General features: G+C 55.8%; 21 protein-coding genes. 12 read left to right on the top strand and 9 right to left on the bottom strand.

Going from position 1 to position 19,748, the window contains the following annotated elements; genetic code table 11:
* Positions 1-75: 75 nt before the first annotated feature.
* The 3 genes from FSY59_RS20700 to FSY59_RS20690 form a co-directional block, all read right to left on the bottom strand.
* Positions 76-435: a DUF2946 family protein gene (locus FSY59_RS20700; RefSeq protein ID WP_019042463.1), complete on the bottom strand. Its 360-nt coding sequence runs from the start codon at positions 433-435 to the stop codon at positions 76-78.
* A 411-nt stretch (positions 436-846) separates the two neighbouring features.
* Complete coding sequence (locus FSY59_RS20695) at positions 847-1,140, bottom strand: H-NS family nucleoid-associated regulatory protein (protein WP_029158384.1); 294 nt, start codon at positions 1,138-1,140, stop codon at positions 847-849.
* Positions 1,141-2,393: 1,253 nt separating this feature from the next.
* Positions 2,394-2,957, bottom strand: a complete 564-nt coding sequence (locus FSY59_RS20690; RefSeq protein ID WP_019042465.1) for a fasciclin domain-containing protein — start codon at positions 2,955-2,957, stop codon at positions 2,394-2,396.
* A 425-nt stretch (positions 2,958-3,382) separates the two neighbouring features.
* On the opposite strand from FSY59_RS20690, the gene FSY59_RS20685 reads away from it, so the two are divergent.
* From FSY59_RS20685 to FSY59_RS20670, 4 genes are all read left to right on the top strand, one after another.
* Complete coding sequence (locus FSY59_RS20685) at positions 3,383-3,958, top strand: sigma-70 family RNA polymerase sigma factor (protein WP_019042466.1); 576 nt, start codon at positions 3,383-3,385, stop codon at positions 3,956-3,958.
* Positions 3,959-3,976: 18 nt separating this feature from the next.
* Positions 3,977-4,780, top strand: coding sequence for an anti-sigma factor domain-containing protein (locus FSY59_RS20680; RefSeq protein WP_148729571.1), 804 nt, complete (start codon positions 3,977-3,979; stop codon positions 4,778-4,780).
* 780 nt (positions 4,781-5,560) lie between these two features.
* Positions 5,561-6,235, top strand: a complete 675-nt coding sequence (locus FSY59_RS20675) for a dihydrodipicolinate reductase C-terminal domain-containing protein (RefSeq protein ID WP_148729570.1) — start codon at positions 5,561-5,563, stop codon at positions 6,233-6,235.
* A 100-nt stretch (positions 6,236-6,335) separates the two neighbouring features.
* On the top strand, positions 6,336-6,758 hold the full coding sequence (locus FSY59_RS20670) for an Imm10 family immunity protein (protein WP_043373517.1): 423 nt from the start codon (positions 6,336-6,338) through the stop codon (positions 6,756-6,758).
* Between the two features lie 175 nt (positions 6,759-6,933).
* Here FSY59_RS20670 and FSY59_RS20665 read toward each other — a convergent pair whose 3' ends face one another.
* Positions 6,934-7,494, bottom strand: a complete 561-nt coding sequence (locus FSY59_RS20665; RefSeq protein ID WP_148729569.1) for a GNAT family N-acetyltransferase — start codon at positions 7,492-7,494, stop codon at positions 6,934-6,936.
* Between the two features lie 157 nt (positions 7,495-7,651).
* On the opposite strand from FSY59_RS20665, the gene FSY59_RS27755 reads away from it, so the two are divergent.
* Positions 7,652-7,786 (top strand): hypothetical protein, encoded by a 135-nt coding sequence (locus FSY59_RS27755; RefSeq protein ID WP_019042470.1) that lies wholly within the window; start codon positions 7,652-7,654, stop codon positions 7,784-7,786.
* 295 nt (positions 7,787-8,081) lie between these two features.
* Here FSY59_RS27755 and FSY59_RS20660 read toward each other — a convergent pair whose 3' ends face one another.
* A complete protein-coding gene (locus FSY59_RS20660) occupies positions 8,082-9,932 on the bottom strand; it encodes a diguanylate cyclase (protein WP_187427948.1) in 1,851 nt (616 codons plus the stop codon).
* A 297-nt stretch (positions 9,933-10,229) separates the two neighbouring features.
* Positions 10,230-10,763: a type II toxin-antitoxin system MqsR family toxin gene (locus FSY59_RS20655; protein WP_255439619.1), complete on the bottom strand. Its 534-nt coding sequence runs from the start codon at positions 10,761-10,763 to the stop codon at positions 10,230-10,232.
* Between the two features lie 4 nt (positions 10,764-10,767).
* On the opposite strand from FSY59_RS20655, the gene FSY59_RS27750 reads away from it, so the two are divergent.
* From FSY59_RS27750 to FSY59_RS20630, 5 genes are all read left to right on the top strand, one after another.
* Positions 10,768-11,232, top strand: coding sequence for a hypothetical protein (locus FSY59_RS27750; protein ID WP_148729567.1), 465 nt, complete (start codon positions 10,768-10,770; stop codon positions 11,230-11,232).
* A 9-nt stretch (positions 11,233-11,241) separates the two neighbouring features.
* Entirely contained in the window at positions 11,242-12,639 is a 1,398-nt protein-coding gene (locus FSY59_RS20645; protein ID WP_148729566.1) for a hypothetical protein, read from the top strand.
* The gene (locus tag FSY59_RS20640) at positions 12,632-12,853 is read left to right on the top strand and encodes a hypothetical protein (protein ID WP_148729565.1); all 222 of its coding nucleotides are present in this window, start codon (positions 12,632-12,634) and stop codon (positions 12,851-12,853) included. The genes FSY59_RS20645 and FSY59_RS20640 overlap by 8 nt, the downstream gene beginning before the upstream one ends.
* 147 nt (positions 12,854-13,000) lie before the next feature.
* Positions 13,001-13,234: a Com family DNA-binding transcriptional regulator gene (locus FSY59_RS20635; RefSeq protein WP_148729564.1), complete on the top strand. Its 234-nt coding sequence runs from the start codon at positions 13,001-13,003 to the stop codon at positions 13,232-13,234.
* Positions 13,155-13,946: a DNA adenine methylase gene (locus FSY59_RS20630; RefSeq protein WP_148729563.1), complete on the top strand. Its 792-nt coding sequence runs from the start codon at positions 13,155-13,157 to the stop codon at positions 13,944-13,946. Before FSY59_RS20635 ends, FSY59_RS20630 begins: the two co-directional genes overlap by 80 nt.
* 40 nt (positions 13,947-13,986) lie before the next feature.
* On the opposite strand, the gene FSY59_RS20625 is transcribed toward FSY59_RS20630, so the two are convergent.
* Positions 13,987-15,300, bottom strand: a complete 1,314-nt coding sequence (locus FSY59_RS20625; protein ID WP_148729562.1) for a hypothetical protein — start codon at positions 15,298-15,300, stop codon at positions 13,987-13,989.
* Positions 15,301-15,600: 300 nt separating this feature from the next.
* Positions 15,601-15,897: a hypothetical protein gene (locus tag FSY59_RS20615; RefSeq protein ID WP_148729560.1), complete on the bottom strand. Its 297-nt coding sequence runs from the start codon at positions 15,895-15,897 to the stop codon at positions 15,601-15,603.
* A gap of 587 nt (positions 15,898-16,484) precedes the next feature.
* Between FSY59_RS20615 and FSY59_RS20610 the strand changes: the two genes are divergently transcribed.
* Complete coding sequence (locus FSY59_RS20610; protein WP_029158278.1) at positions 16,485-18,716, top strand: NADP-dependent isocitrate dehydrogenase; 2,232 nt, start codon at positions 16,485-16,487, stop codon at positions 18,714-18,716.
* A 188-nt stretch (positions 18,717-18,904) separates the two neighbouring features.
* Positions 18,905-19,195 (top strand): CPCC family cysteine-rich protein, encoded by a 291-nt coding sequence (locus FSY59_RS20605; RefSeq protein WP_043373505.1) that lies wholly within the window; start codon positions 18,905-18,907, stop codon positions 19,193-19,195.
* Here the strand turns inward: FSY59_RS20605 and FSY59_RS20600 are convergent.
* Positions 19,175-19,735, bottom strand: coding sequence for a hypothetical protein (locus tag FSY59_RS20600; RefSeq protein WP_043373502.1), 561 nt, complete (start codon positions 19,733-19,735; stop codon positions 19,175-19,177). The two genes, FSY59_RS20605 and FSY59_RS20600, sit on opposite strands and share 21 nt — an antisense overlap.
* Positions 19,736-19,748: the final 13 nt, after the last annotated feature.

Below are 19,748 nucleotides of genomic sequence, written 5' to 3'. Positions count from 1 at the left end.
AAGTGGAATCGGCCGGGCAGGGCTGAGCCCGACGGCGATAAGGTGCGGCCGTCTCAGTAGACGGGCACAGCGGACTTACACGAGTGCTGGTGGTCCTCGCGGGGGCAAAGCGGCCCCCACCAGCGCGGCAATGCGCGCCGAAACCACGGGATGCAGTGCCAGGCCAAGCGGCTGTGGCTGTTCAAGATGCTGGGAGGAATAGGCCGGAGGTGCTGTGATGGTCAGGCACAGGGGGCAGTCCAGCGAATGATGCAGACCGGGTGTGGCTTGCCCATCGTCATCCAGCATGATCACCTGCATGCTGCCGCTCGAGGTACAAACAACCTCGATGACTTTGGGATGCACGATGGGTGACGCGACTGCAATTGCCAAAGTCAGCATGAACCACGCCAAAACCAGGCGGGTCAGTGACAGTGAGTTACGCAGCGCTTGCATGGTCGCGCATTATGAATGCCTTCGCGCGGGAACTGAGCAAAGACCTGCGTTTACCGCGTTTGAGCAGAGTCGAGTCACCCTAATCTTTCTGCAATCGAATCCAGCATTCTTGCCCAGGCCTGACTCTCAAAAGCCTGCGATAAAAACGATTGGTCTTCCAGAGGCCGGGTATGCCTTTGCTCCTGACCGCGGCAAGCGGTTTCCGGGGCAGCATCGTCCAAGTCTCTGCGGTCAATGATTTTGCGATGGCCGAGTGGCCAGGAGCAGGGTTAGCAAGCCGGTGCAGCCAGTATTTGACGAAGTGATAGCGAGAGAGACCAGGAGCCTCAGTGATGCACCAGAAAAGGTGTCGCCGACAGGCCGTCGGTCGTGAATGTCTCCATAAAGAAAAAGTGGCCGCTAGGGCCACTTTTAAATCGCAAACTGCGAACGGTCTTGATCCTTGATCCAGTTCGGCGGCTTTCCTCGGCCGGTCCAGGTCTGGCCAGTCACGGGGTCGCGGTATTTGGGAGCCACAGTGCCTGCCTCGCGCTTTTGCTTTTGCTTGGCTGGAGGAAAGACATCGTCCTGTGTCAGGCCGAAAGCCTCAATCAAATTCTTGATCTTTTGCACCGCGTCTGCGACTTCAGTCTTTCGGGCCGCAGCAATCTGTTGCTCAAGAGCCTCGCGTTGCGCCAACAAATCCTTATAAGAATGTGTACTCATCTAAAAGAGGTCCTATGTAAAGTTATGAACCAGCACTAAAGGGATGCACCCATACATGAGATACGTCGTTTATGCAGTTGGTTCACTTTCAGTGGAAAGTGACCGCGTACATTGTGTCTTGGTTTGAGGCGGGTCAACTTCAAAAACTCAGGCGCGACACAAAAAAACGATTCTCGTGGGTTGCGCTGATCTGCGCTCAGTCATCTCGCAGGGCTCATATTCCATCGCAAGCGATGGAATGCCTGGCTGAGTTCATGTGGGGGAGTGACCGTTTTGGCACAGGGGCTGGTCCAGGGGAATTCTGGATTCGCTAATGCTGGCGCGGGTTTGCGGGCGATTTGGGCCGAGCGCGGGGTGTTGTCAGCGTTGGCTCGAACTGGGTCGGCCCAGCGCACAAAGCGGCCAGAATGGGCAGATAGTGCCCGGAAGAGGGCTGGCACGCGACTGCCGGTTTTTCCTGTGCCTCGGGCGTTTACAGGCATGATTGGCTGCAAAGCTTGGAATTTTTCAAGGCGCCAAGGTCGGAAGTTTTTAGGTCGGAAGATCTGTTGCTTCCAACCTTGGAAGCCTATGAAAATCAGATAGTTATCTGGAGATGCCCCGGAGCACCTGAACTTCCCACGTCGCGAACGTCGGAAGTGGAAGAATTAGCCCTTAAAGGCGCATCTCAAAGTAGTGTGCCCAGCAAGCCGAAGGTGACCTTTAAAACAAGGATCGTTGCCTTCGCTTTGGTGGTTCAGTCACCCCGCAAGCTTCCCACATATCTTCGGGAAGCAAATGCCGTCAGGAGAACTCACGGCCAGTCTGGCTTGTCGAAGGCCTTGAGCGTATCTTGAACATCGCAACACGATCCATTGCGGTCGCTCGCAAGATCGCCAGCCAGCGTCTGCTCTCGGCGGGAGCAGTCACTCGACACTGGGCAATCTGGACGAGGTTTGGCCGCAAGTTTGCATGCCGGTTAGCGGTCGTTTGTGAGAGCCTGCGATCGACCCATTGCTCGGTGCGGCAACTGTTCTGACTCACCAGGACCGCCTGGCGGTACTACCACTGATGCATTGGCGCGAAGCCTTTCACACTCGATTCGGCTTCGCGCCTCGTCTCAATCAAGACTCTCTGATTGTTTGCTCGAATTCACGCCTCTTGGACTTAGGGAAATTGAGCATCCAATCCTATTTGGTTGTCCTGATACTGCATTTTGACCACTCAAATTTGTGGTCAGTGATCGAGACGATACCCTTGTGACAACCCTTCCGTTAATTGGGCAGTAGTACTTTATCGATCACATGAATCACGCCATTGGATTGGTATACGTTGGGAATGGTCACCGTGGCTGCGCCACCTTTTTCATCCATCAGCATAATTTTCTGTCCACTCGACTTGGCCGTAAGAGTGCCGCCACTGACGGTTTTGATCATGGCCTTGCCGTTTCCATCCTTGATCATCTTGCTCAGTGCTGCGGCATCCCACTTGCCCGGTACAACGTGGTAGGTGAGGATCGTTGTCAGCATCCCCTTGTTTTCAGGCTTGAGCAGCGTGTCTACGGTGCCAGCAGGAAGCGCATCAAACGCCGCATTGGTAGGCGCAAAGACAGTAAACGGACCAGGTCCCTTGAGCGTGTCGACGAGACCAGCGGCTTTGACCGCTGCAACCAACGTGGTGTGATCCTTGGAGTTGACCGCGTTGTCGATGATGTCCTTGGTAGGCAGCATGGGTGCACCACCAACCATCACATCGGCCATCGCTGCGACGGAGGCCGCAGTCATCGAGATAGCCAGACCGAACGAAGCCAACTTGCGTGCAGATTGAATCGAGTACATGGATGCTCCTTGATGTACAAGCCGAAAAATGCCGGCTGTAAGGAATACGCAGCCAATTCCTGTCTGGATTCATTGATTTTTGCTATTCATTCTTTGTTGGCGATGAGACGGATGCGCGGACATACAGCAAGGTTGCCTCTGACTTTATTTCGGCGGTAGAAGTCAGTGCCCCGTCTGCGAGCTATTCGGGCGGTTCGTCTGGTCACGCCCTGCAATTTGTGGCGCTGCGATGTCCGACGCTTGGAGCACGCAGCCTTTGGCAAGATGCATTCAAGATTCTGAGAATATTTTTCTGTTTATTCGTGCGCTGCCCACATCCAGCAGCTCAGTTGCTGCGTATAGGTAAATACCCAAGGTCAGCAACATGCCTTGGCAGTTATCCAACAGCGCCGCATGAAGGATGTGCTTCTGATCACAATGGCTACATGAGCGCCAATACACCGGACCACGAACTGATGGACTTACTCGATCGCGTAGCAACCCGGGATGAGGTTGCTCTCAAGCTTCTATACGATCAGACTGCTTCCCGGCTGTATGGTCTGGCTTTGCGCATCCTCGGCAACAAGGAGTGGGCCGAGGATGTGCTGCAAGAGAGCTTTCTGGCCATCTGGCGCAGTGCGGGGACTTACCGGGACTCGCTCAGCCCACCCCTGGCCTGGATGGGCATGCTGGTGCGCAGCCGGGCATTGGACTTTTTGCGCCGGCGCAGAGCCGAACGCCTGCATCTCAATGTGCCTATTGAGGATGCCGACGCGCTGCCGCAGGACAAGGACACGCAAGGGCCAATGCAGTTGGTGGAGGCCAGTGAACAAGCCGTTGTTTTGCATCAGTGTCTAGAAAAGCTGGAGCCGCCCCAGCGCCAAGTGGTGAGCTTGGCCTATCTGAGGGACTTAAGCCATAGCGAGCTGGCCAGCAGCCTGAAGCTGCCGCTGGGGACCGTCAAAACATGGGTACGCCGCAGCCTTGAGCAACTGCGCAAATGCATGGCGCGCCATGTCTGAGTGCCAGGAGTCCACATCATGAATCTGATCCGAAACCCTGAATTGCTCGATCGCCTGGCAGCCTCCTATTCGCTAGGTACCTTGCACGGCGGGGCGCGCAGGCGTTTTGAGCAGATGGCTCGTGAGTTTCCCCAGGTTCGTGCGGCGGCCTTGCTCTGGCAAGGTCGCTGGTCAGCCTTTTCCGAGGTGCAGGCTCCGGTGCAGCCCGACGCAGTAGTCTGGACACGCATCGCCAACTTGCTGCAGGCAGAGAAGTCCAGCGCCAGGCTGGCACGGCAGCGTGAAGCCGCTGCATCGAAGTCGCCTTCAGGAGCGCTGGCATGGTGGCGCGGACTGGCCCTGGCAGGCGGCTTGGCCACGGTGGCGGCTATCTCGGTAGGGCTTTGGTCGCATCAAGGTCTCAGGGAAGCCTCGCAACAGAAATTGTCTGCGCTGCAGACTCAGCTCCAGATGGCGCAGGCTGAATTGCAGGCAGTACCCCAAATTCAATATGTGGCGGTACTGGCCGATGGCAAGGCCGATGCATCCATGCTGGTGACCTTTGATCCCCAGCACCAGCAACTGGTTTTGCAGCGCGTGAGCGGCTTCAAGGAGGCGGACAACAAGTCGCTGCAATTGTGGGCCTTGCCTCAGCAAGGCGCGCCACGTTCCCTCGGGATCATGGGTGATGGAAAGCTCGAGCAGCTCACGGCACAAGAATCCGAGATGAGAGCGATTCCCGCACTGGCCATCAGTCTGGAGCCCAAAGGCGGCGTACCCAGCTCAGCGGGGCCGACTGGCCCAGTGCTGTTCAAAGGGGCACTCATTCGCCGAGATCTTTGAACTATGTCTGCGCCAGCTCTGAGGCAAGCTGCACTTAATTAACTCAATGCAAAGCACAAGTCCTGGTGCCCTGACTGCTTTCAGTCATTGACACTTGATACTTGAACGACTACAGCCATCTGTGAATCAGCCGCTCGCGGCCACGTGTGGGGGAGTGACCGTTTTGGCACAGAGGCTTGTCCAAGCAAATTCTGGGATCGCTAATGTTGGTGCGGGTTTGCATGCGATTTGGTGTCTGCGGGGCATCTTGGGCGCGTTGGCACCGAATGGGCCGATCAGGGGCACAAACGGCCGGAATGGGCCGATAGCGTGCTGAATAGGGCAGGTGCTGGGATTTCCTATTTCCCTTGTATGGCGGGCACTTAGCGGGTATCAGCGCCGATAGGGCCGGGTTCCTGTCAGTTCACCGAGGTCGGACAAGATGAGGTTGGACATGCATTTGTGTCCAACCTCATCTTCTCTATGTATATCAGTGACATAGGCGCAAGATCGGCTCAATGCAGCGACGTCCGACCTGCGTGGAGGTCGGACGCTGTTTATGCGTCTTGAAATTGGTAAAGGGCTTAAAACAAGGCTCATTGCCCTAGCGTCGGAGAGACGGTTACACGCAAGCAGGCCGCAGTTCTGCGCTCCTGGCTGTAGGTGTGGCGAGGCATTGCAAATATCTCGTGTTCAGCCAATCTGCGGCTGTCGCTGTTCTACCCCTTGCGGTCATTCGCGGCATCATTTTCACGATACGATGCAGTACATCAATAGTGGTTGAACGGGTAGATCTATTTCATGCAAGTCTTTGTAGCCGGTACAGGAAAACTTGGTTCTGAATTGTTGAAATCTCTCACTTCTAAAGAGGGACAGGCAATTCTTCCCTGGCATGGCGAGCCGATTTCGAATGAAAAGAGCATCGTCATTCATGCGGGCTCTGGACGTGAGCTGCAAACAATTTCCACTTTCTGCTCTCGCACATCCTCCGTACTGATTGAACTGTCCACGGGTTCCGCAATTGAGTCCGTGGATGTCTGCTTTCCAGTTGTGCTATGCCCAAACACCAACATCCTCATGCTTAAATTTATGCATATGTTGGAATGCTCAGGCAGCTTGTTCAGCGGCTATGACATAAAGCTAACGGAATCTCACCAAGCATCTAAGAAGTCTGTTCCAGGCACTGCTGTTTCTATTGCCAACGCATTGAACATTCCTTTAGACAAGATTGCTTCAGTTCGTGATACAGCGATCCAAAAAGATGAGTTAAACATTCACGAAGAGCATCTGGGGCGGCATGCCCTTCATCAAATCAGAATCAATGACGGCTCGTGCCAAATCGAGATGGAATCGAGAGTAGTTGGCGACTCTCCTTACGTTCATGGCGTACAGCAAATCGTAAGTGCAGTGATAGGGCAAAAGCTACTAAATCGGATTTACTCGATTACTGAGTTCATTGAGAAGCGATGGCTCTGAACAAGCTCAGTCACGAGCTTCCGACGACCGCTTCTGGCCGCTAGTGAGCGGCAGGACGTACCATACTCCTGTCGCTGCTTTGCCCTCTCAAACCACCAACATGAACAGCCTCTCGTTCACCGCTGCTTGCATAGTCACAAAAGACCCTGAAGGCTTCTGCCACCTTGTCGGCTTCGCCGACAAAAAGCACGGCACGGAGCACTACCTGATGCTCCAACGCTCCTTCGCAGAGGACAAAGACGAACAGGATGAAGTGCTGGGCATGGACACCTACCATGTCGAGTGGAGCGGCCCGCAAAGTCCTTGCTATGGCGGCATCGCGGAGTTTGTGCTGAAACGTTCTGGTGTGGAGGTCACGTTCAAACGCGAGGGGGCGCAGGGCATGAATAGTCTTGAGCACATGTCCATCGACTTCGATCTTTCGGCCAGCGAATACGAGGAGCTGAAAGCAGCCTTGACGGATATTTTTGCTGGAGATGGCTGCTTTGAAATGACCGATAGTCAAGCTACCAGGACCTCATAGGCATGGCGATAGAGTACTAGGGGTCTTTAGTTCGGATGGAGCGCAGCCAATTATGGTCGATTGTGCCTGTGCTTCAGTGAGTATTTTTACCGGCCCAGTTGGCGCGGTGGCCGGTAGCAGCCGGCCGCCGAAGGCCCCTTAGTAGACGTTAGCTGCTTTCTCATTCCAAGTATCGTTATACGGAATCTGATGCCCTTTCGCCTGGGTGAGCTCGATACAAAAGGTGTTCACGCAACGGGTGCCCCGTAGGCAAGGACGGGTGTTCAAATGTTCTAGGCTCTCGCTTCATGCCTAGGCGCTGCATAACGCGTTCGGAGGGTGTGTTATCCAAAGTTGTAAAGGAAACTACTTCAGACAGGGCTAACTTATCAAATGCAAAGGAGAGTGCTGCGCTGGCCGCCTCTGTTGCAAAACCATTTCCCCATGATGCTCTGTCAAGGCGCCAAGCAATTTCAACACATGGAGTAAACGGAAGTTCATCCGTAGGCTTGTGCAATCCGGTAAAGCCGATGAATTTGGCCGTCGTCTTTTCCTCCACAGCCCAGACCCCCCAACCTTGCTGCTCGATGAGGCTACGACAATACCTCGCCAAGTCATTACTCTGTTCAACAGTAAGTGTCGCGGGAAAAAAGCGCATACTCTCCACGTCTGCATTGATGCTAGCAAATACAGGGTAGTCAGGGTCTTGCCATTGCCTGAGACGCAATCGCTTGGTCTCTATTTCCTTAATGCGCATCACTAATCCTTTCGCGTCAACGTGTCTATGACCAAATTCTCACCATGTGCGACTGCTCCCGGCCTGACAACGACAGTCGCAGTTAGACCCAGAGGGGGCAGTGCATGACCAGCCAAAGATGAGCCATAGAATTGGTTTTTTCGGGAGACTTCATAGTATGAAGGCTGTGCAACTCATCGTTTTAGTGATTGTCGTTGGCGCGATTTTTCTTGTGGTGAATGGATTATTTTCTGCTTGGGCTTTGCTGGAGCTGGCTTGGTCGATGTTGCTCAGCTTTGTAAATCTCTTTTGAGGTAGCCCGCAATAATGCGTTCCACGCCATATGGTTGTCACATCCTTGGATGCTCCGACTCAATTTTCATCCCATTGGATGCATGACGACACCGTTATCCCGGGCCCGGTGGCCCGATGTTTTAGGTCGTGTAACTGGGACGTTGAGCGTCGCTTTCATCTGCCGAGACCGACTGCTTCTGGCCGGACTGCGCCAGTCAAAGATCGGCCCAGATCCGCCACTGAAACATTCACACAAAGCAGACGTAGAGTTCATCCGAATAAAAAGGCACTTTTCATATTGCATCACTCGCGGGTTAAGCTGCGACTGGCGAATGCTCGAATGTGGATCCACTAGCCTGCGTCCGAACAGACTCGATGATGCGGCCTTTGCCGGCGTGCTTTGCCATGTACATGGCCTCATCGGCACGCTCCAATAATGAGTCGCAGGACTCGTTGTCGCCCGCATAGTAGGCAATGCCGATGCTGCAACCCACCGTGGCGGCATGTCCATCTTCTACCACGATGGGAATCTGCACCATGTCCAAACAGCGCTGCATGATGCCCACCACATTCTCGCGATTGTTTTTCCCCGTCAACACCACCACGAACTCGTCGCCACCCAGACGGGCTACACAGTCATGCGAACGCACTGCACTGTTCAACCTCTCGGCAATTGTCTGCAGCACAATGTCGCCTGCGTCGTGTCCGTGCGTGTCGTTCACGCTCTTAAAACCATCCAGATCGATAAAACACACGGCAACAGTGCCTTGGTCTCGATCAGCAAGCGCGATGGACTGTTTCATTTGCGCGATGACGAGACGGCGGTTAGGCAGCCCCGTCAGAGCATCATGAGTGGCTTGATATTCAATCTCTTTCTGGCGCTTTTTATGAGCTTCCACATCCACAAAAATCCACACTGAATCGGTATCAGTGATCTGTGCAGCATTGGCATCGACCCAGAAGATTTGACCACTGCTGTTTTGCAGCTGCACCTCGGTGCGAAAGCGCCTATTGTGGTTGAGTGCCTCGCTGGAAAGTCTCCCCATCCGCTCATATGTTTCATCGTTGGGATAAATGCAGCGCTTGGATTGCTGGAGTAACTCGGAAACGCGCTTGCCCACCATGCGTGCCATGGCTTTGTTAGCCCAGAGTATTTTGCGGTCGCGTACCTTGATCATGCCGATCAGCTCATTTTCCACAAAGAAGTTTTGCTCCTTAAGCAGCTGTGCGTTCTGGAGTTTGGCAGCGAGCTCCCGCTGCTGGTGCAAGAACAAGTTCCCAGCACCAAACGCCATAAGCAGCACGCAAAACGCGGTCAAGCTCCACGCGGACACCGCTTCACTGCGCCAAGGCTGAAGGTAGCTTGCAGTGCCCAGACCTGTATACACCGTCAATGGATAGGGGGCTGAAAGGCGTTGATAGGCGGTAATGCGCTCGATGCCGTCCAATGCAGTAGGCGTGATGTACCAGCCATGCTCTGGGTTGAGCCGCCGGGTTTCTTTGAGCGCCGAGGATGTCAAGGTTCCGCCGATACCTTTCGTCGACGTTGGGTCAGCAGCGGAGTAACGAGCCACTACCCGGCCCTCGGCAGAGCGCAAGGTGGTGGCGCTGTCTTCACCTGGTGTCAGCGTCTCAAACAATTTGCGGAAATGTTCCACCTCCAAAACAACAAAGACGGCCCCCTTGAATGCCCCATCACGGGACTCCAGCTTGCGGCCCAAGACAAGACTCCATTTTCTAAAAGAATGGCTGATCAGTGGCTCGGAGATCACCATCTGGTTTGAGTGCTTCAAAGCGTCGAAGTAGCCCCTATCCTTGATTGAGAAGGGGCGCTCGCCAGATAAAAGGCCAAGGCGAACCATGCCGGATTCATCGGCCACGCGTACGGCCTTGGAAAAAGGCAGCAAGGCCTGCTGATTGATAACGGCGTTTTCAAACTGAGGTGCGGTGAGTCCTGTCTCTTGGAATTCTTGAGCAATCGTCGCTAGAGCGTTATCGATAAGCCGCATCTCGGTGTTTAGCTCATAGCTCAACAGGCGAGCTTGGTTAACCGATGCATCCACTCCCCGCTGAACGTGATAGTCATACGACTCGTTCAGATTGTGCCAAGTAGTTGCTATCAATATAGAAGCAATAAAGAAAACTCCTGCAATGGTTTTCAGCAAAAGACATCTAGACTGGATAAGACTTCTAACTAAGCCATCTATCAGCTGATCAATGGAGCTGACTCTCTTCTTGTGCGGGGCGCGAATGCTCAACATGAATTCCGTTGTGTCAGGAGAAGCTCACTCAGCGAGTAGAGCACAGGCTCCAGCAACTGTCTCAGCCGATCTAAGCAACTTTTCTGCTCCACATCAATGCTCTGACGCGTGAGTTTGTTGCGAAGAAACGTAGAGTTTTGATAGATGTCTGCTTTCTGCAAGAGTCACCGGCAGCTTCTGGCCGTCGGGGGACATGGCAGCTCATTTCGTTGAATACGCTGTGGACCTGATAGGCCAGCAAACTGGCACCGCTTTGTTGAATGAAAGACGCCCAACCAAGCATGGTCGGGCATATGTTAAGCGAGGTGTATGGCGGGCTTGAAAGAACGCTCCTTGCCTCCGGTCAAGCGGGGCCGTCACTCCCATGCTGGCCACGATGCGAACGACTTGCTCCTCAGTAAGACCATATTCGGCAGCGATCTCCCGAGCGGTCTTGTTCGTCGCATACTCTGCCGCAATCCATGCATTGCGCACGGCCTGGAGCGCTCTTTCCGCTTTGGACAGCTGGAAATGAGGCAGGCTTCCATACTCCTTTGCCAGCTTTAAAAGCGCGTCGACGCCAATCACCGCGGCATAGGGGTGATGTTCGGTGACGCGCTCTGGGGTGGGGAAGTAGACCCGCAGCACGCCCCATCTGCGCACCAGTGCCATGGTGGCTTGCAGGCCGACCAGGCGCTCAAACTCCTGCAGCAGCGGCGGCAGCAGGTCAATGGGGATGGGGAAGGCCTGATTCATTTCAATGCTGCCTGACACGACCGGCAACCCGGTCGAGCTGGTGTTTGGCGACGATGGCGGTGGCGGGCAGGTGCCCGATGCAACGCTGGCCGTTGCCGCGCGCATGCCGGGTCTGCGGTTCAGATCGTTGGTGCATGTACGCAAGGATCTGGTCGCAGCAGGCGGCATGCCGGGCCTGCGCTGCAGTGCGGTCGTGCGTTACCACACCGACACGCCCCGGCCCGTGGTGGCCGAGGTGGCCGCCAGTGCCCAGCAGGCGCAGCCTGTGACAGAGGGCTGGCTCTCTGGCTGGCAGGACACGGATGCGCTGCCTGCGGGTTGGGTATCGAACGCGCAGGATGCCATACCTATGCAAGAGCAGTTTGGTGTTGCCTGGCAGGACGGCCAGCGGCAAGGGGGGGGCCTGCAGGGGCGGTTTCAGCAAGCACGGTCTCTGCCTGGTGCTGCAACCCAGGCCCGTTGGCAATAGGCCCAGAGCGTGCGCGTGGGCCTGCTGGCCGAGGCCCAGGACGCCGCGCCAGTGCGGGCCGGTTGGGCTGTGCGATTTCAGGAAAGCCTGCGCGACCGTCGCCGCATGGTCGAGGCAACGGCGCAGGATGCGATGGGCCTGCAATACCTCTTCACTACGGGCGCAGGCCCCTCGGTGCCGCTGTACCGAGGATTTTTGGGCCGCTATCAGCAGGCCATGAAGCCGCCTGCAGGCAAGTCACAGACCAAACCGCCAGAGCCGGAGAAGCCCGGTTGCTATGAGCAACTGGTGGGTGGCCCCATCCAATTGCTGTTCTGCAAGCCCTGGGCTACGTCGACCGCGCTGGTCTTTGCGTGCTGCAAGGACGGAGGGCCGCAGCCGGGCAAGGTCATTGTTCCCGTCAGAAAGGTTTACATCGTGCTCAACAAAATCGTGCTGACGCGGCTGGATAGCGGTGTCGAGCTGCCTGCTCTGGCCTTCAATATGTCCTTGGACTTCCAGAGCTGGACATGGAACTGGACGGCCTCACTGCATAGGGATGCGGCTTTGCACCTGGGCCGTGACGCGGACGGCGACCCAGCGCAGTTTCTGGCCAACGTCAATGGCGTGCCGTTCAAGCTGCGCCTGGAGCGCACCAGCCGTGACCGCAGATTCTTGCCCCAGGAGCGCTGGTCTGTCTCCGGGCGTAGCCTTGCAGCAGTCTTGGCAGAGCCTTGGGCAAAGTCCATGCCCTTTGGCAGCCCGAATCAGACGCTGACGGCCCAGCAACTGGCTGCCGAAGTGCTCAGGGTCAACGGCGTCTCCATTGGCTGGGGTATCGACTGGCAGTTGGTGGACTGGCAAGTTCCTGCTGGAGCCTGGACGCTGCAGGGCAGCTATATCGATGCCATCAACGATATCGCTGCGGCGGCTGGCGGCTATGTACAGCCCCATAACACCGACCAGGTGCTGCGCATCCTGCCCAAGTACCCCGCCGCACCTTGGCATTGGGGTGATGTGGTGCCGGATTTTGAAGTTCCTTCAGCCGTGGCCGAAGTGGAGGGCACGGAGTTTGTGGACAAGCCCGACTACAACCGGGTATTTGTCGGTGGCATGAGCGCGGGTGTGTTTGGTCCGATCACTCGGGCTGGAACTGCTGGCGACCTGATTGCGCCTCAGGTCACGCATGCCTTGATCACCGACTCCACGGTGCACAGGCTGCGCGGCCTGGCTGAGCTTGCCGACACGGGCCGTCAGGCGCGGGTGTCGCTCTCCATGCAGGTGCTGCCCGAAACGGGTGTGATCCTGCCTGGCCAGTTTGTCCGGTATCGCGGCAATGAGGCGGTTCAAGGCATCGTGCGCTCAACCTCTGTCAGCTGGGCTGCTCCTAAGGTGCGCCAGACGCTGGAGGTTGAAACCCATGCCTAACCTCTACAAACAGTTCATGGATCTGCAGTCGCCCAAGCCTTTGCTGGTGGGCACTGTAGCTTTTGTCGTCAACGGATTGGCGACGATCAGCCTGCCTGGCGGAGGACGGATGCAAGCGCGAGGCCCGGCTCAGGCTGGCCAGCGTGTGTTTGTGCGAGATGGAGCGATCGAGGGGGAGGCTCCGAACCTCACCTATGCAGAAGGGGAGGTGTAGCAATTGAAAAGACGGGCGACCTGAACAGGTGCAGCAACACCTGATCAAACCCCAACCTGCAGAACGTGCCTGCAAGCCGGCAAGGCCCGCCACTCTCGCGAGAGTGAGGCCAGCCTACCAGAGTTTTAATGGTTTAAAGGCTTGCAAATGGAAGAGATCCGCTGCGGCAACTGCCGCAAGAAGTTAGGCGAGGGCGTCTATGTACGCCTGAGCATCAAGTGCCCCAGGTGCGGGGCATTCAATCAGCTGAGTGCCGTGAGTGCCACACCAGAGCCCGCTACAGGGCCACCAGCTGAAACCCATGACAAACCCAATCGTGCCCTGGATCGGGGGCAAACGCCGCCTGGTCGATCTGCTCCTGAAACGCTTTCCAGCCCATAGCTGTTACGTGGAAGTCTTTGCGGGTGGGGCGGCGGTCTACTTTGCCCGCCACCCCGCAGATGTCGAAGTCCTGAATGACGTCAACGGTGACCTAGTCAACCTTTATCGGGTGGTAACCCACCACTTGGAAGAGTTTGTGCGGCAGTTCAAATGGGCCTTGACCAGCAGGCTGGTCTTTAGATGGCTGCAAGAGACCAGGCCCGAAACATTGACGGACATTCAGCGCGCTGCCCGGTTCTTTTACCTGCAGCAGCAGAGCTTTGGAGGGAAAGTGGCAGGCCAGACCTTTGGTACGGCCACTACGGCTCCGGCCATCAATTTGCTGCGGATCGAGGAGAACCTTTCGGCAGCGCATCTACGAATGGCTGGAGGCACATACATAGAGCAGCTCGATTGGGCGCAATGCATTGACCGATACGACAGGGCGCACACGCTTTTCTACCTTGATCCTCCCTATTGGGAGACCGAGGGCTATGGAGTGCCGTTTGAGTGGGAGCAGTACGAGCTGATGTCCACAAAGCTCAAGGAAATCAAAGGCAAAGCTGTCATCAGCATTAATGATCATCCTGCAATCCGGGCATGCTTTAAAGACTTCGAGATGGAGGCACTAAAGCTGGATTACACGGTCGGCGGTGGCGCGAACCGGGTCGAGCGTGGCGAGTTGGTGATTTATAGCTGGGCCAGGAGCGAGGAGCCTGCGGGGCTGTTTTGAGAGGATATGGCCAACTGTAGTTGGCCATCACTCAAAAAATTTAAGCTGTGGTTTCGGTGGGCTGCTTAACTTCGTCAGAGGCTGGTTGCACAACCGCTTTGGCTTTGGGCTGTGACATGGTATTAATTGCCTTGGCTGCCAGCTCTTTGACCTGTCCAGCAAAACCGGGAACAGCACGCATTGCTTCTTTCATGAGATCTGAGGAAGCAAGTTCATGCCATGGACTACCGTGGCTGTCAGTCTCTACCAGTCGTAATGGCAGTTCGTCCAAACGCGTCAGGGCAGACGCTAGCAGTCGAGCCTCCATATCCTTGTCCACACGGGCAGCTTCACGACGAAATCCCTCGTAAGCACGAGAAATTGAGGCCTTGAAAGCGTAGTCTTCTGCTAACCGAAATCTCTGTCCGATCTGCTTCGTCGCAAGCCAGGCGAACCATACTGGTGCCCCAACCGACAGCATCGATAGCATTAGGTTCAGGATGACCACTGAAGTAGTGACATTTGGTTGTTTAAATAGCTCCGACAAGGAGTGAAGTTGTGCTGAGCCGAAATAGCTGCCCGCTGCCAGCGCCGCCACGAGTCCGAGTACCCATATCCACATTGACTTGGACAGGGCTCCAGATCGTTCGGTGAAGGCTGCTGCAAGCCCAACGCTTGTCGCGGCAGAATAGGCTGTTTCACATCGATCTAAAACAGACTTCGCGTCCTCTGTACTCTGTTGAAGTCTTTTGTCTAGGTCGTCTGCCTTACTGCGCAGTTCTTCAATATGTCCATGATCTTTGGTTGCCTCCCGGACTAAGGACTGGAGGTTTTCACGAGCTTCGGCTAAAGAAGCAAGGTCGGTTGGCAATTGGTCTGCTGCATCGTGTGCGCTTTCAATTCGGGAGACCATTGTTGTCAGGCTAGTGGTGCGTGGCTCCAGATCTTTCAGCCTAGCTTCCAAGCTGCGCACTTGGTTTGTAAGCTTGCGTAGTTTTGCCGTGCTCGCATCCTGAGCACCCTGAATATTGGCTGCCGCCAGAGCTTTTCTTAGACCTTGAAGTGTCAGGAGATAGGTCGGAACACCAGTTCCAGCATTTCCCCAAATGCTCGGAACTGTGTGTTCATGCAGAAATTTGATGCGCCGCACATAGTCTTGCAAAATGCTCTCGGCTTCTCCGAGCTGGTCGGCGTTGTGCTCGTCAATCAAATCAATCAGTGACTGAGCTTCAGCTGCAAGTTCCTCACTCGTGAGTCCTGGAAAGCTCCAATTGCCGTGAGCGATTCCGAAGGGCTGCGCAGAAGGAACATGTGACTGTACTTTTGCGATTACCTGCTTGAGTTGAACGTTAATATTTTCGAGTGTTTCATGCATTCGTTTATATCTCCCTGAAGTCATTGTTACAGATGGTTCACGGAAATAGATTTCAGGGAAGCTATCTAGTGGCTTCGTCTAAGACGCATGACAAAAACCGGATATGTTTAAAACGGTGCAGGTGGACGCAGAGCGCTTGCCGGACCAGGCCCGAAATAAACGAGACCGCTTTCGGTAGTGACTACAAGCAGCCACCCTCGATGGCTCTTGTCTGTGATGTAGTCGCTGGCTTTGCCAGGCAGGATGCGCTCATTGGGAAAGCCGCATCGGCCTGGCGTGCGCAGCAGAGTAGGGTGGCTATCAGCAGTCGAAGTCACAGCTCCACTCTTGCGCATACCAAGCGCCGTCTACATATTCCAGGCCGCTGAACTTGATGGTTCCTGAACCCATGTACGTTATGCGTGGCTCAAAGAGCTTTCTGCGCTTTGCAGGCAAAGCGCTGCTGCCATCAAGAATGTGAAGAACAGGCACGGTGCGCTCATCGGATGAGCTGGGGTGCTCGTGATAAAGGGAGATCGAGCCAGACGCTTTGTTGGCAATTCCTAACGGCACTTTGATGCGACCGAACTCGCGCAGGATCAACATTTTGGCGTTCATAACTGTATATTTATACAGCAACTTTGAGCGCGGCTTGTTAGCGGATGCTTGCGCTAACAGACATACGTCAAAAGCACGACGCTTGTCTCAGAAGAACTTTGTCGATGACTAAGAGTGATGAGCAGAGATCCGAAGTCTTATATGGATCAGCGAGCTATTGATATGCAGCAAAGCAACACTTGTGGTGAAGTAATGCTTGCCGATTTGTCAGCCTTGGTGCCAAAGCCTGTGCTACTTTGTGCCAAAGATCGCGCAAATTTGTGCCAAAGGCCGCGCCACGCAACTTTAACTCGCAACTTTCATGGCGGCGATGGCCGCAGAATGACTGCAAGATGCGATATTTTTACATGGTCGAAAACACGGCGAAAAGGCCGGTTTCCCTATGAAAACAGCTGATGAAAGTTGAGCTAAATCCCTGAGTCTTGTACAAGACTTAAAAAAACCGGCCCGGTTGCGCGTAGAATTTTGTATTGTGGGAACGCATTGCATCAAGAAAGTGTCGTCCCGCTGTGTCAGGCCCCATTGCGCAAGCCCGGGATGCAGGCCCAAGGCACCTTTCCCCCTTTTTTCACAACCTGAGACAAGAGATGAGTACGCAGCAACCCACCATCATCTACACATTGACTGACGAGGCTCCCCGCCTGGCTACCAGCGCATTCCTGCCCGTGATCCGTGCTTTCGCAGCACCGGCCGGCATCAATGTGGAGACCAGCGATATCTCACTGGCAGGCCGTATCCTGGGCGAGTTTCCCGACTTTTTGACCGAAGCCCAACGCGCTCCGAACAATCTGGCTGAACTGGGCAAGCTGACGCTGACGCCTGAAGCCAATATCATCAAGCTGCCCAATATCTCCGCATCCGTGGGCCAGTTGCAAGACGCGATCAAGGAATTGCAGGGCAAGGGCTACGCCATCCCCGACTATCCTGAAACCGCCACGACCGATGCCGAAAAGGACATCAAGGCACGCTACAACAGGTGCATCGGCTCTGCCGTGAACCCCGTGCTGCGCGAAGGCAACTCGGATCGCCGCGCACCTGCTGCCGTGAAGAACTACGCCAAGAAGCACCCCCATTCCATGGGTGAGTGGAAGCAGTGGTCGCAAACCCATGTGTCGCACATGGAAGAGGGCGATTTCTACCATGGCGAAAAGTCCATGACGCTGGACAAGGCCCGCGAAGTGAAGATGGTGCTGGAGACCCAATCCGGCAACAGCATCGTTCTGAAGGACAAGGTCAAGCTGCAGGCTGCAGAAGTGATCGATTCCATGTTCATGAGCAAGAAGGCCTTGTGCGCTTTCTATGAAAAGGAAATCGAAGACTGCCGCGAGTCGGGCATCCTGTTCTCGCTGCACGTGAAGGCCACCATGATGAAGGTGTCCCACCCCATCGTGTTCGGTCACTGCGTGAAGATTTTCTACAAGGAAGCCTTCGAAAAGCACGGCAAGCTGTTTGATCAGCTGGGCGTGAACGTGAACAACGGCATGGCCAATCTGTACGAGAAGATCGAGACCCTGCCTGCTTCGCAGCGCGAAGAAATCATCCGTGACCTGCACAAGTGCCAGGAGCACCGTCCGCGTCTGGCCATGGTCGACTCCGCCAAGGGCATCACCAATTTCCACTCGCCCAACGACGTGATCGTGGATGCTTCCATGCCCGCCATGATCCGCGTAGGTGGCAAGATGTGGGCGGCTGACGGCAAGCCTTACGACTGCAAGGCCGTGATGCCTGAGTCCACCTTTGCCCGTATCTACCAGGAAGTGATCAACTTCTGCAAATGGCACGGCAACTTTGACCCCAAGACCATGGGCACCGTACCCAACGTGGGTCTGATGGCTCAAAAGGCCGAAGAGTACGGCTCGCACGACAAGACGTTCGAGATCGCTGAAGACGGCGTGGCCAACATCGTGGACATTGCCACCGGCGAAGTGCTGCTGAGCCAGAACGTGGAAGCCGGTGACATCTGGCGCATGTGCCAGGTCAAGGATGCTCCTATCCGTGACTGGGTGAAGCTGGCTGTGACCCGTGCCCGCAACTCCGGCATGCCTGCCGTGTTCTGGCTGGACCCCTATCGTCCCCACGAAGCCGAGCTGATCAAGAAGGTGCAGACCTACTTGAAGGAATACGACACCAACGGCCTGGAAATCCACATCCTCTCGCAAGTGCGCGCCATGCGCTACACGCTGGAGCGCGTGGCCCGTGGTCTGGACACCATTTCGGTGACCGGCAATATTCTGCGTGACTACCTGACCGACCTGTTCCCGATTCTGGAGCTGGGCACCTCGGCCAAGATGCTGTCCATCGTGCCTCTGATGGCTGGTGGCGGCATGTACGAAACGGGTGCTGGCGGCTCCGCTCCCAAGCATGTGCAGCAGCTGGTGGAAGAAAACCACCTGCGCTGGGACTCGCTGGGTGAATTCCTGGCCCTGGCCGTCTCGTTCGAAGACCTGGGCATCAAGGAAAACAATGCCCGCGCCAAGCTGCTGGCCAAGACTCTGGACGAAGCCACCGGCAAGCTGCTGGACGAAGACAAGTCGCCTTCGCGTCGCACCGGCGAGCTGGACAACCGTGGTTCGCAGTTCTACATCGCTCTGTACTGGGCCCAGGCTCTGGCTGCTCAGACCGAAGATGCAGAACTGGCGGCCAAGTTCGCCACTCTGGCTAAAACCCTGGCCGAGAACGAAGCCAAGATCGTGGCCGAGATGAAGGAAGTGCAAGGCAAGGCTGCCGATATCGGCGGCTACTACATGCCCGACGTGGCCAAGCTGGACGCCGTGATGCGCCCCAGCGCCACCTTCAACGCCGCCATCGCGTCGGTGTAAGCCAGCCTGCCTCGCAGAGCGGGTTGCCCCGCCTGCGTGCAGGCAGTGCCCCATAAAAGCCGGTGAGCCTGAAAAGGTCTCCGGCTTTTTTGTGTCCGGTCTCAGTGGTTGCTATATAAATAGAAGCTGCCTGTGCTTGATGTATGAGCGCTGTAGCTTGATTGATTCGAATTTATGAAAGGCGCTCCATGCCGCTGTATCAGTGTCCGTGCTGCGACTATTTCTCGCTGGATGAGCGTGGCGAGTACAGCATCTGCAGCGTCTGCTTCTGGGAAGACAGTGGCTGGGATGTGGACTGCCCGGATGAATACTCCGGCCCCAACCATATGACGCTGCGCGATGGTCGGCGCAACTTTCAGTACTTTGGTGCCTGCGACTACCGAATGCTCAAGAGCGTGCTCCCACTGGCAGCGCGCAACCGCTATCGGCATGGGCCGCGCGTTCTGAGTAAAGTGGCATCAATCCGCGTGGGGCAGTGATTGGCGTGCCTCTTCAACCCAGCGCAGAAATCGCATGCCTGGATGCTGGTGCAGCAGCGGATAGCGTTGGCGGTGGTAGCAATCCCAGTAACTGGCGGCCTGCTGCTTGCAGGCAGTCACAAACTCGGGGTTTTCGGCAGCAAAACGCCCGTAGTTGTGTGGCGATAGCCTATGGGTCTGGGCTGGCAGATGCTCGGCAATTTCCAGCACATACTCGCCAGCCGCGCGGACTACAAACGGTAGCACCCAGTCGCAGTCATGCGCCAGCAACTGGCGCAGACAGGTTTCGCGCACATGGCCGTTGGCGTGGCGGCTGCCCAGGCACAGGGCCAGTGGATGTGCGGGGCCGGTGCTTTTTTGAATGCATTGCTGCAGCTCACGTTCGTCGTAGTACACGCGGTAGGGAGCATGCAGCAATTCGCCATCAATCCTTACCGTGAAGCCGGGGCAGGGCTCAAGCGCCTGCGACTTGCCCAGTTTCTGCAGCAGCGCAGCGGCGGTATCGCTCAGCGCTTGCGGAAACTGGGGCCGGTAGAGCATGAAGGATGCTGAC

The organism is Comamonas sp. Z3 (assembly GCF_008121565.1).
GTDB lineage: Bacteria > Pseudomonadota > Gammaproteobacteria > Burkholderiales > Burkholderiaceae_C > Comamonas > Comamonas brasiliensis.
Note: the sequence above shows the minus strand (reverse complement) of the source record. Positions and strands in the feature narration are given on the sequence as shown.